General features: G+C 49.0%; 16 protein-coding genes. 6 read left to right on the top strand and 10 right to left on the bottom strand.

The features are described 5' to 3' along the window. Positions 1-43 precede the first annotated feature (43 nt). Positions 44-886, top strand: a complete 843-nt coding sequence (accD, locus tag ACYVGO_RS13050) for an acetyl-CoA carboxylase, carboxyltransferase subunit beta (protein WP_460969641.1) — start codon at positions 44-46, stop codon at positions 884-886. Between the two features lie 62 nt (positions 887-948). Next, entirely contained in the window at positions 949-1,926 is a 978-nt protein-coding gene (locus ACYVGO_RS13045; RefSeq protein WP_142771147.1) for a radical SAM protein, read from the top strand. 73 nt (positions 1,927-1,999) lie between these two features. Here ACYVGO_RS13045 and ACYVGO_RS13040 read toward each other — a convergent pair whose 3' ends face one another. After that, positions 2,000-3,130 (bottom strand): T9SS type A sorting domain-containing protein, encoded by a 1,131-nt coding sequence (locus tag ACYVGO_RS13040; protein ID WP_460969640.1) that lies wholly within the window; start codon positions 3,128-3,130, stop codon positions 2,000-2,002. Between the two features lie 111 nt (positions 3,131-3,241). Here ACYVGO_RS13040 and ACYVGO_RS13035 point away from each other — a divergent pair, with 111 nt between their 5' ends. Continuing rightward, positions 3,242-4,075, top strand: coding sequence for an enoyl-CoA hydratase-related protein (locus tag ACYVGO_RS13035; protein WP_460969639.1), 834 nt, complete (start codon positions 3,242-3,244; stop codon positions 4,073-4,075). 137 nt (positions 4,076-4,212) lie between these two features. Here ACYVGO_RS13035 and ACYVGO_RS13030 read toward each other — a convergent pair whose 3' ends face one another. From ACYVGO_RS13030 to ACYVGO_RS13015, 4 genes are all read right to left on the bottom strand, one after another. Next, positions 4,213-4,674, bottom strand: a complete 462-nt coding sequence (locus tag ACYVGO_RS13030; RefSeq protein ID WP_460969638.1) for a DUF2059 domain-containing protein — start codon at positions 4,672-4,674, stop codon at positions 4,213-4,215. Positions 4,675-4,769: 95 nt separating this feature from the next. Further along, a complete protein-coding gene (xylA, locus tag ACYVGO_RS13025) occupies positions 4,770-6,110 on the bottom strand; it encodes a xylose isomerase (RefSeq protein WP_460969637.1) in 1,341 nt (446 codons plus the stop codon). A gap of 171 nt (positions 6,111-6,281) precedes the next feature. Continuing rightward, positions 6,282-6,749 (bottom strand): hypothetical protein, encoded by a 468-nt coding sequence (locus ACYVGO_RS13020; RefSeq protein ID WP_460969635.1) that lies wholly within the window; start codon positions 6,747-6,749, stop codon positions 6,282-6,284. A gap of 26 nt (positions 6,750-6,775) precedes the next feature. Then, the gene (locus tag ACYVGO_RS13015) at positions 6,776-8,254 is read right to left on the bottom strand and encodes a xylulokinase (protein WP_460969634.1); all 1,479 of its coding nucleotides are present in this window, start codon (positions 8,252-8,254) and stop codon (positions 6,776-6,778) included. 103 nt (positions 8,255-8,357) lie between these two features. Between ACYVGO_RS13015 and ACYVGO_RS13010 the strand changes: the two genes are divergently transcribed. Beyond that, positions 8,358-10,754: a family 78 glycoside hydrolase catalytic domain gene (locus ACYVGO_RS13010; protein WP_460969633.1), complete on the top strand. Its 2,397-nt coding sequence runs from the start codon at positions 8,358-8,360 to the stop codon at positions 10,752-10,754. A gap of 3 nt (positions 10,755-10,757) precedes the next feature. On the opposite strand, the gene ACYVGO_RS13005 is transcribed toward ACYVGO_RS13010, so the two are convergent. From ACYVGO_RS13005 to ACYVGO_RS12985, 5 genes are all read right to left on the bottom strand, one after another. After that, positions 10,758-11,162: a hypothetical protein gene (locus tag ACYVGO_RS13005; protein WP_142771155.1), complete on the bottom strand. Its 405-nt coding sequence runs from the start codon at positions 11,160-11,162 to the stop codon at positions 10,758-10,760. Positions 11,163-11,298: 136 nt separating this feature from the next. Beyond that, complete coding sequence (locus ACYVGO_RS13000; protein ID WP_460969632.1) at positions 11,299-12,255, bottom strand: alpha/beta fold hydrolase; 957 nt, start codon at positions 12,253-12,255, stop codon at positions 11,299-11,301. 45 nt (positions 12,256-12,300) lie between these two features. Beyond that, positions 12,301-13,038: a DUF1223 domain-containing protein gene (locus ACYVGO_RS12995; RefSeq protein ID WP_142771157.1), complete on the bottom strand. Its 738-nt coding sequence runs from the start codon at positions 13,036-13,038 to the stop codon at positions 12,301-12,303. A gap of 25 nt (positions 13,039-13,063) precedes the next feature. Next, positions 13,064-13,870 carry a molybdopterin-dependent oxidoreductase gene (locus ACYVGO_RS12990; RefSeq protein ID WP_460969631.1) on the bottom strand — a complete coding sequence of 269 codons (807 nt, stop codon included), beginning with the start codon at positions 13,868-13,870 and terminating at the stop codon, positions 13,064-13,066. After that, complete coding sequence (locus tag ACYVGO_RS12985; protein ID WP_460969630.1) at positions 13,867-14,619, bottom strand: cytochrome b/b6 domain-containing protein; 753 nt, start codon at positions 14,617-14,619, stop codon at positions 13,867-13,869. The genes ACYVGO_RS12990 and ACYVGO_RS12985 overlap by 4 nt, the downstream gene beginning before the upstream one ends. Before the next feature lie 253 nt (positions 14,620-14,872). Here ACYVGO_RS12985 and ACYVGO_RS12980 point away from each other — a divergent pair, with 253 nt between their 5' ends. After that, a complete protein-coding gene (locus ACYVGO_RS12980; protein ID WP_460969629.1) occupies positions 14,873-15,709 on the top strand; it encodes an MBL fold metallo-hydrolase in 837 nt (278 codons plus the stop codon). An 88-nt stretch (positions 15,710-15,797) separates the two neighbouring features. After that, entirely contained in the window at positions 15,798-16,577 is a 780-nt protein-coding gene (locus ACYVGO_RS12975) for a patatin-like phospholipase family protein (protein WP_142771161.1), read from the top strand. Positions 16,578-16,642 lie beyond the last annotated feature (65 nt).

The following is a 16,642-nucleotide window of genomic DNA, read 5'->3' as shown; positions in this document are numbered from 1 at the left end:
CTTTGTACCTTTACGACCCTTTCTTGCTAACTACTTACTGAAAATGTCCTGGTTCGTCCGAAAAGATAAAGGTATTCAGACCCCAACCGAAATGAAGCGGGAGGCTCCCGATGGGTTGTGGTATCAGTGTCCGAACTGTAAAAAAGCAATGCAGACGCGGGAGCATAAACTCAACGCGTATACCTGCGTACATTGCAATTATCATGAGAAAATTGGTTCCGAGGCCTATTTCTCCATCCTGTTCGATGAGAATGAATTTACCGAACTTGATGCAAACATGCAGTCGGCCGATCCACTGAATTTCGTTGACACCAAGCCCTACCCATCACGGGTGAAAGCCACCATTGAAAAAACAGGGTTGAAAGATGCCGTTCGCACAGCCTATGGGCCTGTGAATGGGCTGATGGTAACCATGGCCGTAATGGATTTTAACTTCATTGGGGGGTCGATGGGATCGGTTGTCGGTGAAAAAATAGCCCGCGCAATTGATCACGCCATTAAAAATAAGACGCCTTTCCTGATGATTTCGCGATCGGGGGGAGCGCGTATGATGGAAGCTGGTTTTTCGCTGATGCAAATGGCCAAAACCTCTGCTAAACTCGCCCTGTTAGACAAGGCTAAATTGCCCTATGTTTCTCTGCTGACCGATCCTACAACGGGTGGAGTTACGGCTTCATACGCGATGCTTGGCGATTTTAACATTGCAGAACCTGAAGCCTTAATTGGTTTTGCCGGCCCTCGTGTTATCCGCGAAACCATTGGGAAAGACTTACCAAAAGGCTTTCAAAGCGCCGAGTTTGTACTGGATCACGGCTTCCTCGATTTCATTGTGGACCGGAAAGACCTGAAAGATAAGGTTGTGACGTTGTTTAAAATGCTTCTATAGCATGGAGCAGGGAGCGCAGAGCAGGGAATGCTCAGTGCCCCGTGCCCCGTGCTCCCTGCCCCATGCGAATTGTCTCCCACCCGGTTCTGTGCAATTACTACCTGACGTATCGCTGCAATGCGAGCTGTAGTTTTTGCGACATCTGGGAGCGCCCTTCGCCTTATGTGACGCTTGAGAATGCCCGTCAGAATTTTCGGGATCTCAAAAAATTAGGGGTTCGCGTTATAGATTTCACCGGGGGCGAACCCTTGCTGCATCGCCAACTTCCCGAACTGCTACAGGAAGCCAAACAACTCGGCCTCATAACTACCGTTACAACCAACGCGCTGCTGTACCCCAAACAAGCCGAACGACTGCGGGGACTGATTGACATGCTCCACTTTTCGCTCGATTCGCCAATTGCTGACGAACACGACCGCTCACGGGGCGTAAAATGTTTTGATAAAGTGATGGAGTCGATTGGCATTGCCCGGCAGTTGGGGGAACGCCCGGATATTCTGTTTACGGTATTTGAACATAACGTGCATCAAATCAGGCAAATGCACGAAGAAGTTTGCCTGCCAAACGATCTGGTACTGATTCTGAACCCCGTATTCGAGTACAACACAGTCGAAACCGGTGATCGGCTTTCGGAGGATACGCTCCGTCAGCTATCATGGTGGGGAAAACAGAAAAACGTTTACCTCAACGAAGGATTTATTCAACTCCGGCGCGATGGCGGCAATCATATCGAAGAGCCGATTTGTCGGGCGGCCAGCACCACAATCGTAATCTCTCCCGAAAACAAACTTGTCCTGCCCTGCTACCATCTGGGCCTGAAAGACTTCGCTATTGATAATAATCTGTACAATCTCTATCAATCCAGTGAGGTACAGAAATTAGTAGCCCTGGAAGGTCGTTTGCCCGCTTGCGAGGGCTGTGCCATTAACTGTTATATGCAGCCTTCTTTTGCCGTTGAAGTGAACAAATACTTCTGGCGAGCCTTGCCCAGCACCCTCAAATATAACTGGGTAAAAGGCACCTGGAAACAGCTTTTCTAGTTACTTTGGTTGCTTTTCATATGCCATATCTTCAAGATATGGCATATGAAAAGCAACCAAAGTAACTAGAAAACTATCGCTTCACAATCTTCCGTAACAACGACCGTCCACTAACCATAGCCCGAACCAAATAGGTGCCTGGTGCCAAGCTAGTCATATTGATACTTTGCTCGTGCTCACGGGAAACCCGATTGAAGGTCTGTTCGTGTACGTTTCGGCCGTTTATGTCTAGTAATTGTAGAGTAGCTGTGGTTGGATTACTGGTTTGAATAACGACCTGCAAGCGGTCCTCTACGGGGCTGGGAAAGGCGGTGAGTACCATATCGGAGTCTACATAATTTGGTATCGCGGTGATGATACCATTTCCTTCAATAGCAGGTTCGTAAGCCGGAATGGTACTTGGCGTACCGGGTAGGTCGGCAACGATTACCATAATTTCCTGGGCTGTTTGACTGAGAAGAACACCATTACGATATTCACTTATTGAGATAACAATAGTGTAGTTGCCCAGTTTAGTGGGTGCATCCCATGTTAAATCTCCTGTGCGACTGTTGAGTTTATAGGTTCCCTGATGCGTCGCATCGTTCGGAAACTGGTAAGTAGACATTTGCCGATAATTACAAAAATCACTCATTGTGTTCGTCTGTGATTTAGCGAGCCCATAAACCAGGCTGTCGCCATCGACATCTATCGCGTGAAGTGGGAGTGTAATTTTCTGGTTTATAGGGATATATAGTCCTGTTGTCGGAATGGATAGAGATGGGGTTTGATTTGCCGCCGAAACGGTTGTAAACGTAGTTGTAAGCGCTAGCGGTTCCTGTTGCACTGTACTGTTCAGGACGTTGACGGCTGGTGTTCGGTTAGTTAGTGATGTCATTAGGGTATATACGCCCGGTCCGGCATACGTATGGTTGATCCGGTAGGTGTTAATGCCAATACCTGAACTGATATTGTTGCTACCAAGCGGAACATTTACCAAGCTTGCGCGAGTGACTGTAGCTGTATTACCATCGCCAAAGCAAACACTTATGGACGATGCCTCCGTTGTGGCAGGGCCTATATACGAGTAGAGGGTTACCGTAATCTCATACGTCAACGAGGAGCCCGAAGCCGCTTTAGCCTGAATATAACCACCAATTAAATGAGTCGCCTGTGCTAGTTGAATGCTCAGGAATGTCAGAGATAGAACCAGGAACGTTTTCATGAATAGATAAGGGGAAAGGATAGCGCTTTTCCTAGCTAACTGCAAATGCACACATAACCATATACTTGTTTCTGAAGATTTCTTTAACGGTATTTATGTATCTTTCTGCCTATGCTGTACACTGCTGAACAAGTCACTCAGTTACCCTCCGAAGGCTTTCGATACCTCATGGCATCGCTGGATGATCACGTACTAACCATCACCCTGAATCGCCCTGAAAAGAAGAATGCGCTCAACCCGCCCATGTTGGCGGAACTGGCCTTCGCGCTGGCATACGCTCACTTTACAACCGATGTTTGGCTGGTGGTGCTGGCAGCTGCGGGCGATACATTTTGTGCCGGAATGGACCTGAAAAGCCTCTCATCGGGTGATCAGGAGGTAATGACCGTACCTGAACCATCAGGGCCAGTTCGGTTGGGAGAGTTGCTGGCGGAATTACACAAACCCTGCATTGCACGCGTGCAGGGACCAGTGTATGCCGGTGGATTTTTGTTAGTAGGAGGTAGCACCTACGTTGTAGCAGCTGAGTCGGCCACGTTTAGTTTGCCTGAAGTCAAGCGCGGATTGTTTCCGTTTCAAGTGCTGGCGGTATTACTCGATATTATGCCCGCCCGTACGGCACTTGATCTTTGTCTGCGTGCCCGAACACTCATGGCCACAGAAGCCTACTCAATTGGATTGGTAACGAGTGTTGTTCCTGCCAATGAGTTGGATCCTGCAATTACGAACTTAATCGACGAGCTAAAACAGTTTTCGCCAACAGCGATGCAGGCTGGATTAGGCGCTTACCAGCAACTAAAACGCGAAGCGTCGCCCGGCCTGCCATCCGAGGAACAGCAGGCGTTTCTGTATGACCAGTTTGTACAGCTTCAACAAACTCCCGATGCCAGGGAGGGGATGGCTGCTTTTCTGGAGAAGCGAAAACCGAAGTGGGGAGGGGAGTGAATGGATAATGGATAATGGATAATGGATAATGGATAATGGATAATGGATAATGAATAATGGATAATGTTATTGGTTGATTCGTAGGGGAATGTCTAGTTCATTATCCATTATTCATTTTACACTATTCATTAACCTTGCTATTGCTTCGGTAAATCCGGGCAGTTTTCTTTCCGGCGTGTATCAATGATGTTTTGAATCTTCCAGTTACCATTCACTTTCACGAGGGTAAATGCATTGACGCCACAGTGACTTTTGGCTTCCTTCAGGTAAAAAACGTAGGGTGTCCAGGCAGTAGCCAGTTCGGCATCAATCTTTATTTCCATACCCGAGAGCCGCTCATCGAGTGTAAACGCGGGATATTTAGTGACAGAAGCGGCAAACTTACCCATGTCGTCTGTCCGTACCGAAACCGCTCCTTCCTTATTTTTTGCGATGGTTTGCAAGGTTGCACCGGGTAGAAAGGTGTTCTTGATCTGTGTTGAATCAGCTTTTCGCATACCATCGAACATCAGCTTTATGGTAGTGCGGACAGCCGCTTCGTCCTCGCTGGTTTGGGCGAAGGCAGGAAGGCAGGCGAGAATAAGGAGTATGATTTTCATAAGAAGAACTGGAATGCTGCTGGTTATGATCAATATGATTTACGCTAACAATCAAAACTAATCATGCCGAGCATAACCAGCAGCGTTCCATCGCATTAAATATACTGATTGACAATCATTTCATATAATTCCTGCTTGCCACTGAGTTGTTTTGGCTCACCGTTTTGCATAGCGTACTCACGCAGATCTTCGAGCGTTAGCTCGCCTTTTTCAAAACGTGCCCCCTCACCCGAATCGTAGCTAGCGTAGCGGTCGGCGCGTAGTTTCTTGTATTGCGATTTATCCAGAATGGCTTCGGCGGCAATGGCTGCCCTGGCAAAGGTGTCCATACCACCGATGTGCGCGATGAAAATGTCCTCCAGATCGGTAGAATTTCGGCGCGTTTTGGCATCGAAATTAACCCCACCTGATTTCAGTCCACCCGCTTCCAGAATTACCAGCATGGCTTCGGTTAACTCATACACATCTACCGGAAACTGGTCGGTATCCCAGCCATTTTGGTAATCACCCCGGTTGGCGTCGATGCTGCCGAGCATATTGTTGTCGGCCGCCACCTGTAACTCATGCGCGAAGGTATGATTGGCCAGCGTAGCGTGGTTGGTTTCAATGTTCAGTTCGAAATCGTCCTGCAAGCCATAGCGATTCAGGAAGCCAACAACCGTAGCTGCGTCGAAATCGTACTGGTGTTTGCTGGGTTCCATGGGTTTAGGTTCGATGTAAAATGACCCTTTGAAGCCCTGCTTACGCGCATAATCGCGGCTGATTTGAAGGAACTTACCCAAATGTTCCGTTTCGCGTTTCATGTTGGTGTTTAACAGCGACATATAGCCTTCCCGACCTCCCCAGAATGTGTAGCCCGAACCGCCTAATTCGATGGTTGCGTCGATGGCGTTCTTCACCTGCCAGGCGCCGTGTGCCAGCACGTGAAAATCGGGGTTAGTACTCGCCCCGTTCATATAGCGTTCGTGCGAGAACAGGTTGGCCGTTCCCCATAGCAGTTTTACCCCACTGGCTGCCTGTTTCTGTTTGGCGTAGTCGACAATGGCGCGGAAATTTTTCTCGAATTCGGCGTTTGAGTTGCCTTCGGGTGCCACATCAACATCGTGAAAGCAGTAATATTCCATGCCTATTTTCGTGATGAACTCAAAAGCCGCATCCATTTTGTCGTGAGCCGCAGCCAGCCGATCGGCGTTGGCATCCCAGGGAAAATGTTTAACCCCTGGACCAAAGGGATCGGCACCGGTGCCACAGAAGGTATGCCAGTAAGCCGTTGCAAATCGAAATAGGTCTTTCATCGGTTTGCCCAGAATGAGCCGGTTGGCATCGTAGAACTTAAACGCCAGCGGGTTATCGGACTCGCGACCTTCGTATTGAACCGGCTTTTCCAGAAAAGGGAAATAGGTTTTTTCGCCAAGGGTTAACTGAATGTCAGACATGAGAACGTGGTTGAGTTGATACTTGGTTGAAAAGCGAGTTAACACTGGTTTTTCCTCATTGATTTTCACAAAAGGGGGTCAAGACCTCGTGCCACGGTTTGGATATTACTCTAAAGTAACCGTGGCACGAGGTCTTGACCCTTTTACAAAACTTATGTAATCAATAATCTTTCAGACTCCTTTCTGCGTAGTTTTTGTTTTACCTGCCTCTGTCAGGGCTCCGCTCTCCCGGCGGGTCATTTTTTTGACGTACTCGACCCGACGAAACCGCAGCGCGCTCCAGTCTTCGTCGATCGCCACCATCCGAACGGGCTCAAAGCCCAGTTGGCCCAAAAGTGTCCAGCCGGTATCCCGATTGAAATCGCATTTATGTTTCTTCGAACTGCCTTTAGGATACGTCATCCAGAGAATAGCATCACCGGTTAATTTATCTGCTAATACCGGGCTAAGTGTATCCACTTCCTGCTGTGTTTTTACGAAGGCAATGGCAAACTCACCTTTCTGAATTTGTTGGAGATCGGTTACAATGGTGGTTAGGGGACGCATCTCGTCGACAACAGGCGAAAATTCAACGGGCGAATTAATCACCGCGATTTCGGCTTGCGCTTTGTAATTGAGTTTGGCGAAGATGGGGTTCATAGGAATAATTAGTTTCCAGTAAACGCTTATAACTGTAAAACAGACAACCACCGCCCATAGGCATCCCGATAGGCTTCCTGTGCCCGCATATCGGGCTCGATGGTCTTGGTGACGTGTAATCCGGTAAACGCTTCCTGTGCGTTTTTGTAATGGCCAAGTCCCAGGCCAGCTCCTCTGGCAGCGCCCTGGGCACCATCCGTATTGTACAATTCAATAGTTGCTCCCGTCAGGTTGGCCATGGTATCGCGGAAGAGGGGACTAAGGAACATATTGGCTTCGCCCGCCCGAATGGTTTGCAAACCTACCCCCACGCTTTCCATAATCTGAATGCCGTAGTACAGGGCAAATACAATGCCTTCCTGGGCGGCCCGGATCATGTGGGGTAACCCGTGGCGCGTTAACTGAAGACCATGAAACGACGCTCCTAAATCGGCGTTTTCGAGCATACGCTCGGCACCGTTACCGAAGGGAAGGCAGACCAGTCCATCGGCACCAATGGGCGACTCGTGCGCCAGCTTATTCATCTCATCATAGCCAATCGACCGGTTCAGCATCTGATTTCGCAGCCAGCTATTCAGAATGCCTGTACCGTTTACGCAGAGCAGAACCCCGTAGCGTGGCGCTTCCATGGTGTTACTAACGTGTAGAAACGTATTGACCCGCGATTTTGGGTCGTATTTAGCCTGATCACTCACACCATACACCACGCCCGATGTGCCCGCCGTAGCGGCAATCTGACCTGGTTCCAGTACGTTCAGTGAGAAGGCATTATTCGGTTGATCGCCAGCGCGATAGGTGACGGGGGTTCCGGCTGCAAGGCCCAACTCAGCAGCTGCCGAAGTCGTTATCTCGCCCTGTGGAGCAAAGGTTGGCTTGATGGTTGGGATCAAGGATGAGTCGAAACCGAAATAATCGAGTAAGAACTGGGCAGGTTGGTTAGCCTGGAAATCCCAGAATGCCCCTTCCGAAAGCCCCGACGCCGTTGTGACAATATCGCCGGTCATGCGGGCCGCCAGATAATCGCCGGGGAGCATGAACTTGTCCACCTGGGCGTATACGTCTGGCTCATTGGCTTTCACCCAAGCGAGTTTGGCTGCGGTGAAATTGCCAGGCGAGTTCAGCAGGTGGTGTAATGTTCGATCATGGCCCAGCGCGTCGAACGCCTGATTTCCATACGGAACAGCTCGGCTATCGCACCAGATAATGGAGGGTCGCAGTACATTGAACTCCTTATCAACCACCACCAGACCATGCATCTGATACGAAATGCCAATGGCTTTTACATCAGCGGGTTGGATATTAGCCTGTTGCATAACCGCCTTACTGGCTAAACAAGCGTTTTGCCACCAGATCTCAGGCTGTTGTTCAGCGAACCCCACTTGCGGAGATTCGATAACCATTTCAGGCTGAGGGAAAAAAGCCGAGGCTACAACTTTGCCGCTTTCGGCATCTACTAAACAAGCTTTGACAGACGAACTGCCGAGGTCGAATCCAAGGAAATACATGCGGGTACCAGAGTTAGGGAATCTGTTGCGAAAGTACAACGAGAAGCGGATAATCAGTAAGTCCAGTAAAAATGTCTCTTATCTTGCGAATTATTTGGCTTTTATGAAACGATTTATACTCTTAGTCGCCCTCTCTTTATTCATAAAATCGGCTGGTTTTGCCCAAACCGTTACGCCCGATTGGACGAACCAATATTGGCCTGCCCGCTGGATCGTGCACCCCACAGCGCCAACCCGGCAATATGGTATTTATCATTTTCGGAAAGCCATTGATCTTTCGCAAAAGCCAGCTCGGTTTGTCATTCATGTGTCGGCCGATAACCGGTACCGATTGTTTGTCAATGGCAAGTCGGTAGCACTAGGACCGGCCCGCAGTGATACCCAAAACTGGAATTACGAAACACTCGACCTTGCGCCTTTTCTGCAGGCGGGTCGTAACGTATTGGCAGCGCAGGTGTGGTACATGGGCGAGAGCGCACCATTCGCCCAAATGAGTTACCAGCTTGGCTTTCTGTTGCAGGGAGATAGCGAAACCGAAAAGGTAGTCAATACCGATGCCAGCTGGAAAGTGCTCCAGAACCCGGCGTATTCGCCCATTAAAAACGACATTCCTAAGCTGAGAACCTACATTGTTATGGGCGATGGCGACCGTGTCGATGCATCAAAATACCCCTGGGGCTGGGAGCAGCCTGCGTTTGATGATAAAGCCTGGGTAGCTGCCAAGCCGTTTGGCTTCCCGACTAAACCGCGTGGTCTGGGTACCGATGGAAACTGGGCCCTTGTGCCGCGTACCATCCCGATGATGGAGGAAAACGTTGTCCGTCTGGCAGCTGTCAGGCGGAGTGAGAATAGCAAAATGGATGCGGCTTTTTTGCAAGGCAAGTCACCCGGGACGGTTCCGGCTAATACGAAAGCCACGTTTATGCTCGACCAGAGCTACCTTACGAATGCCTATCCTGAACTGACGGTGAGCAAAGGAAAGGGTGCTGTTGTAACACTATCCTATGCCGAAGCCTTGATCGACGCAAAAGGTAAAAAAGGGAATCGCAATGAGGTGGAAGGCCGGACAATGCGGGGTTTCGATGATCAGTTCGTGGCCGACGGCTCCGAGAAGCGCACCTTCCGTCCGCTTTGGTTTCGCACGTATCGCTACTTGCAACTGACGGTTGAAACGAAAGAGGAGCCATTAATTTTAGACGATCTGGTTGGAAAGTTTACGGGCTATCCGTTCGAAGAGAAAGCGAAGTTCACGGCCAGCACCTCCATGCCGGGCGATACCACACTGAAAGCACTCTGGAATGTTGGCTGGCGAACGGCCCGTCTTTGTGCGGGCGAAACCTATTACGATTGCCCGTATTATGAGCAATTGCAATACACAGGCGATACCCGGATTCAATCCATGATTTCGCTCTACGTAACGGGCGATGATCGGTTGATGCGGAAAGCCATCACTGATTATGAGCACAGCCGATTCAACGATGGCCTGACGCAAAGTCGGTACCCATCAGCTGATTTTCAGGTTATTCCGACTTTTTCATTGTTCTGGGTGTGTATGGTTCATGACTACTGGATGCATCGGGAGGATGATGCATTTGTGAAGTCGATGCTGCCCGGTATTTTGGGTGTATTGAACTGGCATGAGCAGCGTATGGCCAAAACAGGGCTCAATGGACCGCTGGAATGGTGGAACTTTGTAGACTGGTCGGCCTGGAAAAATGCGAAAGATGAAATTTCGGGCGGTGTTCCAAACGGTGCCCGTAAAGGTGGGTCTAGTATTCTATCCCTGCAACAGGCCTATACCTATACTCGGGCCGCCGATTTGCTGGCTCATTATGGAAAGAACGAACTAGCCGAGCATTACCGCGAACTCGCCCGACGCCTGAACAAAGCGGTATACGAACAGTGTTGGGATGCCAGTCGTAATTTATTTGCCGACACGCCCGATAAGAATTCCTTTAGTCAACACGCCAATATCCTGGCCGTGCTGACGAATGCTGTTCCAGTTGCGCAACAGGCAGCTCTGTTGCAGAAAACCATAGCGGATACGTCACTAACGCAAGCGACGTTTTACTTTAAATTCTATCTATTTGAAGCCTTGAAAAAAACGGGCCTTGGCGATCAGTTCATCGTCCAGCTAAAACCCTGGCGCGACATGCTGGCGATGGGGTTAACCACCTTCGCCGAAAATCCCGAACCGACTCGCTCTGATTGTCATGCTTGGAGTGCGTCGCCTTTATACGAATTCCTTTCCACAACCTGCGGTATTCGAACTGCCGAGCCAGGTTTTAAGTCAGTTCGTATCGAGCCTTTTCTGGGAGACTTAACCACTGTTGAGGGAAAGATGCCGCATCCCGCGGGTGAGATCGCCGTGCAGTTTCAGAAAACCTCTACAGGCGGTTTAACGGGCACCGTTTCCCTTCCCACTAACGTAGCGGGTACGTTGCGCTGGAAAGGGAAAACAATGCCGTTAAAGTCTGGAAGCCAAACGATTAGTTTGTAGTCATCATTTTAGCTTTTCCTCTGCCTTGGGTTTGAGTGTGCCGCGTGCAATAGGCTCCGGCTTTGATTTAGGATTGACGAAGCGTAACAACGTGGCTGTTGGAAACACATCTTTGGGTAACTTGGTGATAACCAACTGGTAAGAGCGAGTGCCAATGACCAGATTTGAATAGGTCATGGCCGGCCCCGATTCCTGTAGCAAACCCCAGTTGGCAATGGGTTCCTTCGCCAGTAAGGTAGCATCCTCCTCTGATAAAGCGGCAAAGGCTGTATCGGGCTGGAAGTGTTTTCCACTCACATCCTCAATGACCGAGATGACGGCTGGTGGCGTAGGCGATGCTGGCTTAGTCTGGGCTGCTGCTAACGCTCCCATTAACAGCAGGGATAAACTAGTGAGTATGTTTTTCATGATCTGTTGAGTATAATTGTTCAATCTACAGTCCTATTCTAAAAACTGAGATTTTACAGGAAGTCCAGGAAGGTTCCCTGTACCTTATTGTATATAAACTCAGATTTTGCCAGTCCGTTTAAAATTCAGCGGACCATTACTTCAAAAATTCCAGAACAGCCTTTTTGTAGGCTTCCAGTGTTTGTATATGTGGAATATGACCGACGCCCGGAAGCTCAACTAACTGACTACCTGGAATCTGCTGTTGCGTATGCTTACCCAGGATCGGGTATTGGCCATATTGGTTGACTATAGTTTTCGGGACGCGGGCTTTGCCAACAATGGTTCGGTCGGCCTGACCAATGATGAGTAGGGTAGGTACCTTAATATTTTTGAATTCGTAGCAGACGGGCTGCTCGTAAATCATCTGGTAGGTGAGCGCATTGGCCCAGGCAATGCGCTTGAATCGTGGATCGGTCAGAGCGGCTGCCTGCGCTCGAACCCACTCTTCATATTCAGGCTTCCATTGTGGATAATAACTCTGCTGATAGTTCTTGTAGGACTCGTAAGTAGCTGCTACTTCTGTTTTGTACAGGCTATCGAGGGGCGAATAGGGTACAAACGAACGATAGTCTTCCAGGCCAATGGGGTTCTCCAGAATAAGCTGGCTGACTAAAGTTGGGTAGAGTAAGGTAAATCGCGTAGCCAACATGCCACCCATCGAATGGGCAATAACGATTACCTTGTTGATTTTCAGGGAATCAAGTAATCGTTTGTCATTAGTTGCCAGGGCATGAAAGCTATAGTGTAAATCTGGATAATCAGATTTGCCCCAGCCAACCTGATCGGGCACAATAACCCGGTAACCAGCCTTGCTTAGAAAAGCAATCACATCCCGCCAGTAGATGCCATTAAAGTTTTTGCCGTGAAACAGAATAACACTTTTGCCATTTGCTGTACTGACGGGAGCTACATCCATATACGCCATTCGCATCGTTTTTTGCTCTTGATGCAACGTGATGTATCGTACCGGATAGGGGTACGGAATGGTCTGTGCGAAGGCCGAAAAAGCTGTTAGCCAACTAAGTAGGAGAAACGAAAAATAAAGTTTCATGACGTGAGAATGAAGCGGTTTGCCAAGTAGTAAACCGCTTCATTCTCACAACTGTTTTGCACCAACAATCTGCCCGTTATCGGTTCGTTGCACGTACACAAGAACGGCTGTTTGATCGGTAGTCAGATCTGTAGGTAAGGGAAGAACCAGTTTTCCCGATGTCCCTGATTCGTCGACGGTTTTGAATTGCCGAACTACATTTGTGTTCACGAGGGTGCGACCTCCATTCTCGCCGTTCTTCACTGCCGTATGGGCTTCTTTCTGGACCAAAGCTATATTTACGCGATAAGGGCCGGCGGCAGATAGCTCGTACGAAACGGTTGCCTGTTTTCCATCACGGGTAACTGTGCCATCGACGCCTATAAAAGCCGATGCCGGTTGTTTCTGAATGGTTTGAATAGTCTGTTCAATACGTCCGCGTTGGCCGCCAACGATATCCTGCTTCCCGTTAATGACCAGTTGTGGCGTGTAGGTTTGGGTTTTCAGGGTACGGTCGTATTGGCGTTGCCGGTCGGTATATTGTTTGGCACTGAATGGGTCCTGCCAGCCCAGCCGGTTCCAGTAATCGACGTGGAATGATAGCCCATAAACGGCCTGACCTGATCGGATGGCTTGCTGGGTAATTTCCTGCAAGGCCTTGTCGGCGGCCGGGCAGCTAGAACATCCCTGCGACGTGAATAACTCCAGTACAATAACAGGCTGGGCCGCTGGTTTTGCCGGTTTGTCGAAAGGAGATGATGCAGCTAACCCTAAAGCGGTCAGGAGAGTGAGGATGTAATTCATGGCGTAGTTGTTGGATCTATTGATTTTATAAGCCTACATAATAATCATACCCTCGTTCAGCCCAGAAATCGCGCGGACGCTCGTCGGAGAAGAAAATTCGACCAATTCGTTTCAGGTTTTTTACGCCGTATTTCACGGGAATAATTAACCGAAGCGGTGCACCGTGGGGCGCTGTAATGGGTTCCCCGTTTAGTTCGTAGGCCAGTAATGTTTGCGGATGTAAGGCACTTTCCATGTCGATGCCTACGTAATAGCCTTCGTCAGGTGTTTCCATGCCAACATACTTGTATAGGTCGTCCGTGTTATCTGGATTAGGCCCGTTGCCACTTCGGGTACCCAGCTTATGTTTCGCCAAAAAGTCTGACAGTCGCGCACCACCCCAGTGCTGCACCTGACTCCAGCCCTCAATGCACTTGAATTCATACACGATTTCGTGTTTGGGCAGGGCTTTAATGTCATCAATGGTTAGCATGAGTGGTTGGTCTGTTTCCGAAGGCTGATCAATCTGTAGCTTCCAGTCTTCCGGAATGGGGGTTTTAATACCATCATAGCCATTGACCCGTGCTTTCTTTGCTGCATCGGCTATAGAGAATGTGGGTACTAAGTGCGTATTGCTGAAGTACGTTCGGGCTACCTGTTCATTGGCATTTAATATGTTACGAAAAGGTCGTTTAATGCCCTGAGCGCCGGGACTCTTCGTGATCCACTCATATACACCAACCGGTACGGCGCTGGCCACTGCAAACCAGCCAAACGATTTGAGCATCCGCCGACGAACAGCCGACTCAGGAATATCACTTTCAGGGAGTTTCGGTTCTGTTGACTGGCTCATGATAGGGCAGGAGTTGGGGTAGGTGAAGGTTCGACAGGTTGCGGTTCAATTGGTTGATCAATGACGGGTTCGTTCGTAACCGGGTGTTCTGGATTATGCGGCTTTATCACTTCAAAACCCGTTACCATCGACTGGAAGTTTTGCCAGCCCGCCCGAATCACCTGCCAAATGTGGATCGCAAAAAACAGGACGTAGCCAACCGTTAGTATGAAATGCTCCAGTCGGGCGGCTTTGTAGCCTCCCAGTACACTCGTCAGCCACGAAAATTGGGTGGGTTTATAAATGGCGAAACCCGTTAGAACCGAGCCAATGCCCATTAGCATGATGGAAAAATAGGCGATCTTCTGGGCACCGTTGTATTTGATAAAGGGCGGTTGAGTTTTACGAAGACCAAAGTCGTAGAGGGTTACCTGAATGGCCTCCCGAAACGAGTTTCGATTCGGGACCAGATGCCGCCATTCGCCCGAAATGAATGTGTAGCCTACATAGAGCAGACCGTTTAGCATAAACAGCCACATAAATACCCAGTGCCAGGCCATTCCTTCGGCTAATCGGCGAGGTACATGCAGGAACGTATAGAAACCATCGGGAAAGAACGACAGCAGGATATAATCGCCGATCTGGATTTTATAAGGATCGTACGCCCAGTAAATCAGGAGACCACTCCAGATCATAACGAACAGAACTGGAAAGTTAATCCAGTGAAACCACCGAATAGCCAGTGGGTGTTTATGGACAATGCGTTTCATGGCGTATGCGAGGGTATAGTATAAACTATACGACCAATATCGAGGAAAAGTTTGAACGTGATAAATTTGTTATAATTTCACAATCAGGCAATTGGGTGTTTCACAGGACGATGATGTTTATGTGGAGGGACTGTTTTTATTGATTGTGATGGGTAGTCAGCTTTTTAATTGTCATTTACAAGCCAATAAACTTCTGGTTAATACAGTTTTTCGGCAATAGGTATAAAATCCTAACTTGCTAAAAAACACGTTTATGTCTCTCCAAACCCTCGATACTGGTCTTTTTAAACTCGATGGCGGGGCCATGTTTGGCGTTGTCCCCAAGCCGCTCTGGAATAAACTCAACCCCTCCGATGAACAAAATCGGTGTACCTGGGCTATGCGTTGTTTAGTATACGAACAGGGTAACCGACTCTTACTGGTCGATACGGGCATTGGTACCAAACAGGATGCCAAGTTTTTCGGTCATTATGACCTACATGGCGATGCTAATTTGCTGAATTCTATTCATAAGGCAGGGTATTCAGAAACCGATGTGACGGATGTGTTGCTTACGCACCTGCACTTTGATCATGTAGGGGGAGCTGTTCAGCGCGATGGTGACCGGTTAACTCCCGTTTTTCAGAACGCTACCCATTGGGTGCACCCAGACCACTGGAATTGGGCCACACACCCAAACCCACGAGAAAAAGCGTCGTTCCTGCATGAAAACATTATACCGTTGCAGGAACGTGGTCAGTTGACCTTCCTGACGGAACACCCGTTCCCCTTTGCTGATATTGATTTACGCTATGTGGATGGTCATACCGAAAAAATGGCTTTGCCGTTGTTTCGTGTGAACGATCGGACGGTAGCGTATATGGCTGATTTGATTCCATCTTCGGCGCATATTCCGCTACCTTATGTGATGAGTTATGATGTACGACCATTGCTAACGATGGACGAGAAGACGCAACTCTTACAACAGGCCGCTCAGGAAAACTGGATTCTGGTTTTTGAACATGATCCCGTTACTGAAGCCGCCACGGTTGAGCTCACCGATAAAGGCGTTCGTCTTAAGGAGAAAGGGAAACTGGCGGAATTTGTGTAGTGTGGCTTTCCACTACAACGGCCGATCGTCCGCACTACACAAACCAAAAAACGGTACATACCGTTATCAAATCAAAGAGCTGAAACGTATGAAAATTGGTTTGGCATTATCGGGGGGCGGGGCGCGTGGTATTGCTCACCTGGGCGTTATTAAAGCGTTGCAGGAAATGGGAATCGGGTTTGACCAGATTGCCGGAACCAGCGCCGGAGCCATTGTTGGCGCGTTGATTGCCCACGGATTTACACCCGACGAAGGCCTGAAAATAATTGAGTCGTCGTCGTTTATGCGGCATTTGCGTCCTGCCTGGAATCGCATGGGTTTATTGCGAATCGATACCGCAACCGAACTGTATAAAAAATATATTCCACACGATTCGTTTGAGGGATTACAAATTCCATTACACGTGGTTGCCGTTGACCTCAACGCTGGCGAGCAGGTCATCTTCGAGAAAGGGGAACTGATTCGCCCGGTGCTGGCGTCCTGTTGCCTGCCGGGTATTTTTGAGCCCTTACTCATTAATAAACGTCAGTTTGTCGACGGAGGGGTTCTGAATAATTTACCCGTTGATGTGATCGAAGATAAAGTAGATTTTGTGATTGGGGCGCATTGCAACCCATTTGGCATGACCAAGCCGATTCGTTCGATGCGAGGGGTTATTGAGCGTAGTATCATTTTGGCGGTTCAAAGTAAAACGAAGGCAAAGTTCTCCCACTGCGATGTACTGCTGGAGCCTGCTGATTTAGCAGGCTATAGTCCGGCCGACGTTGGTAAGGCGCGGGAGTTATTTCGGATTGGCTATCAGTATACCCGCTCGATGGCACCTGATATTGAACAGGCACTCAATCGGGCAACTGCCGTACAATACTAACACCAGTTAATTTATAGGCTACAGTACCAGGACGCCGGACTTTAAAGTCCGGCGTTTCGAGCTTA

Source organism: Spirosoma migulaei (genome assembly GCF_054776855.1).
This window is presented reverse-complemented; position numbering and strand designations above follow the sequence as displayed.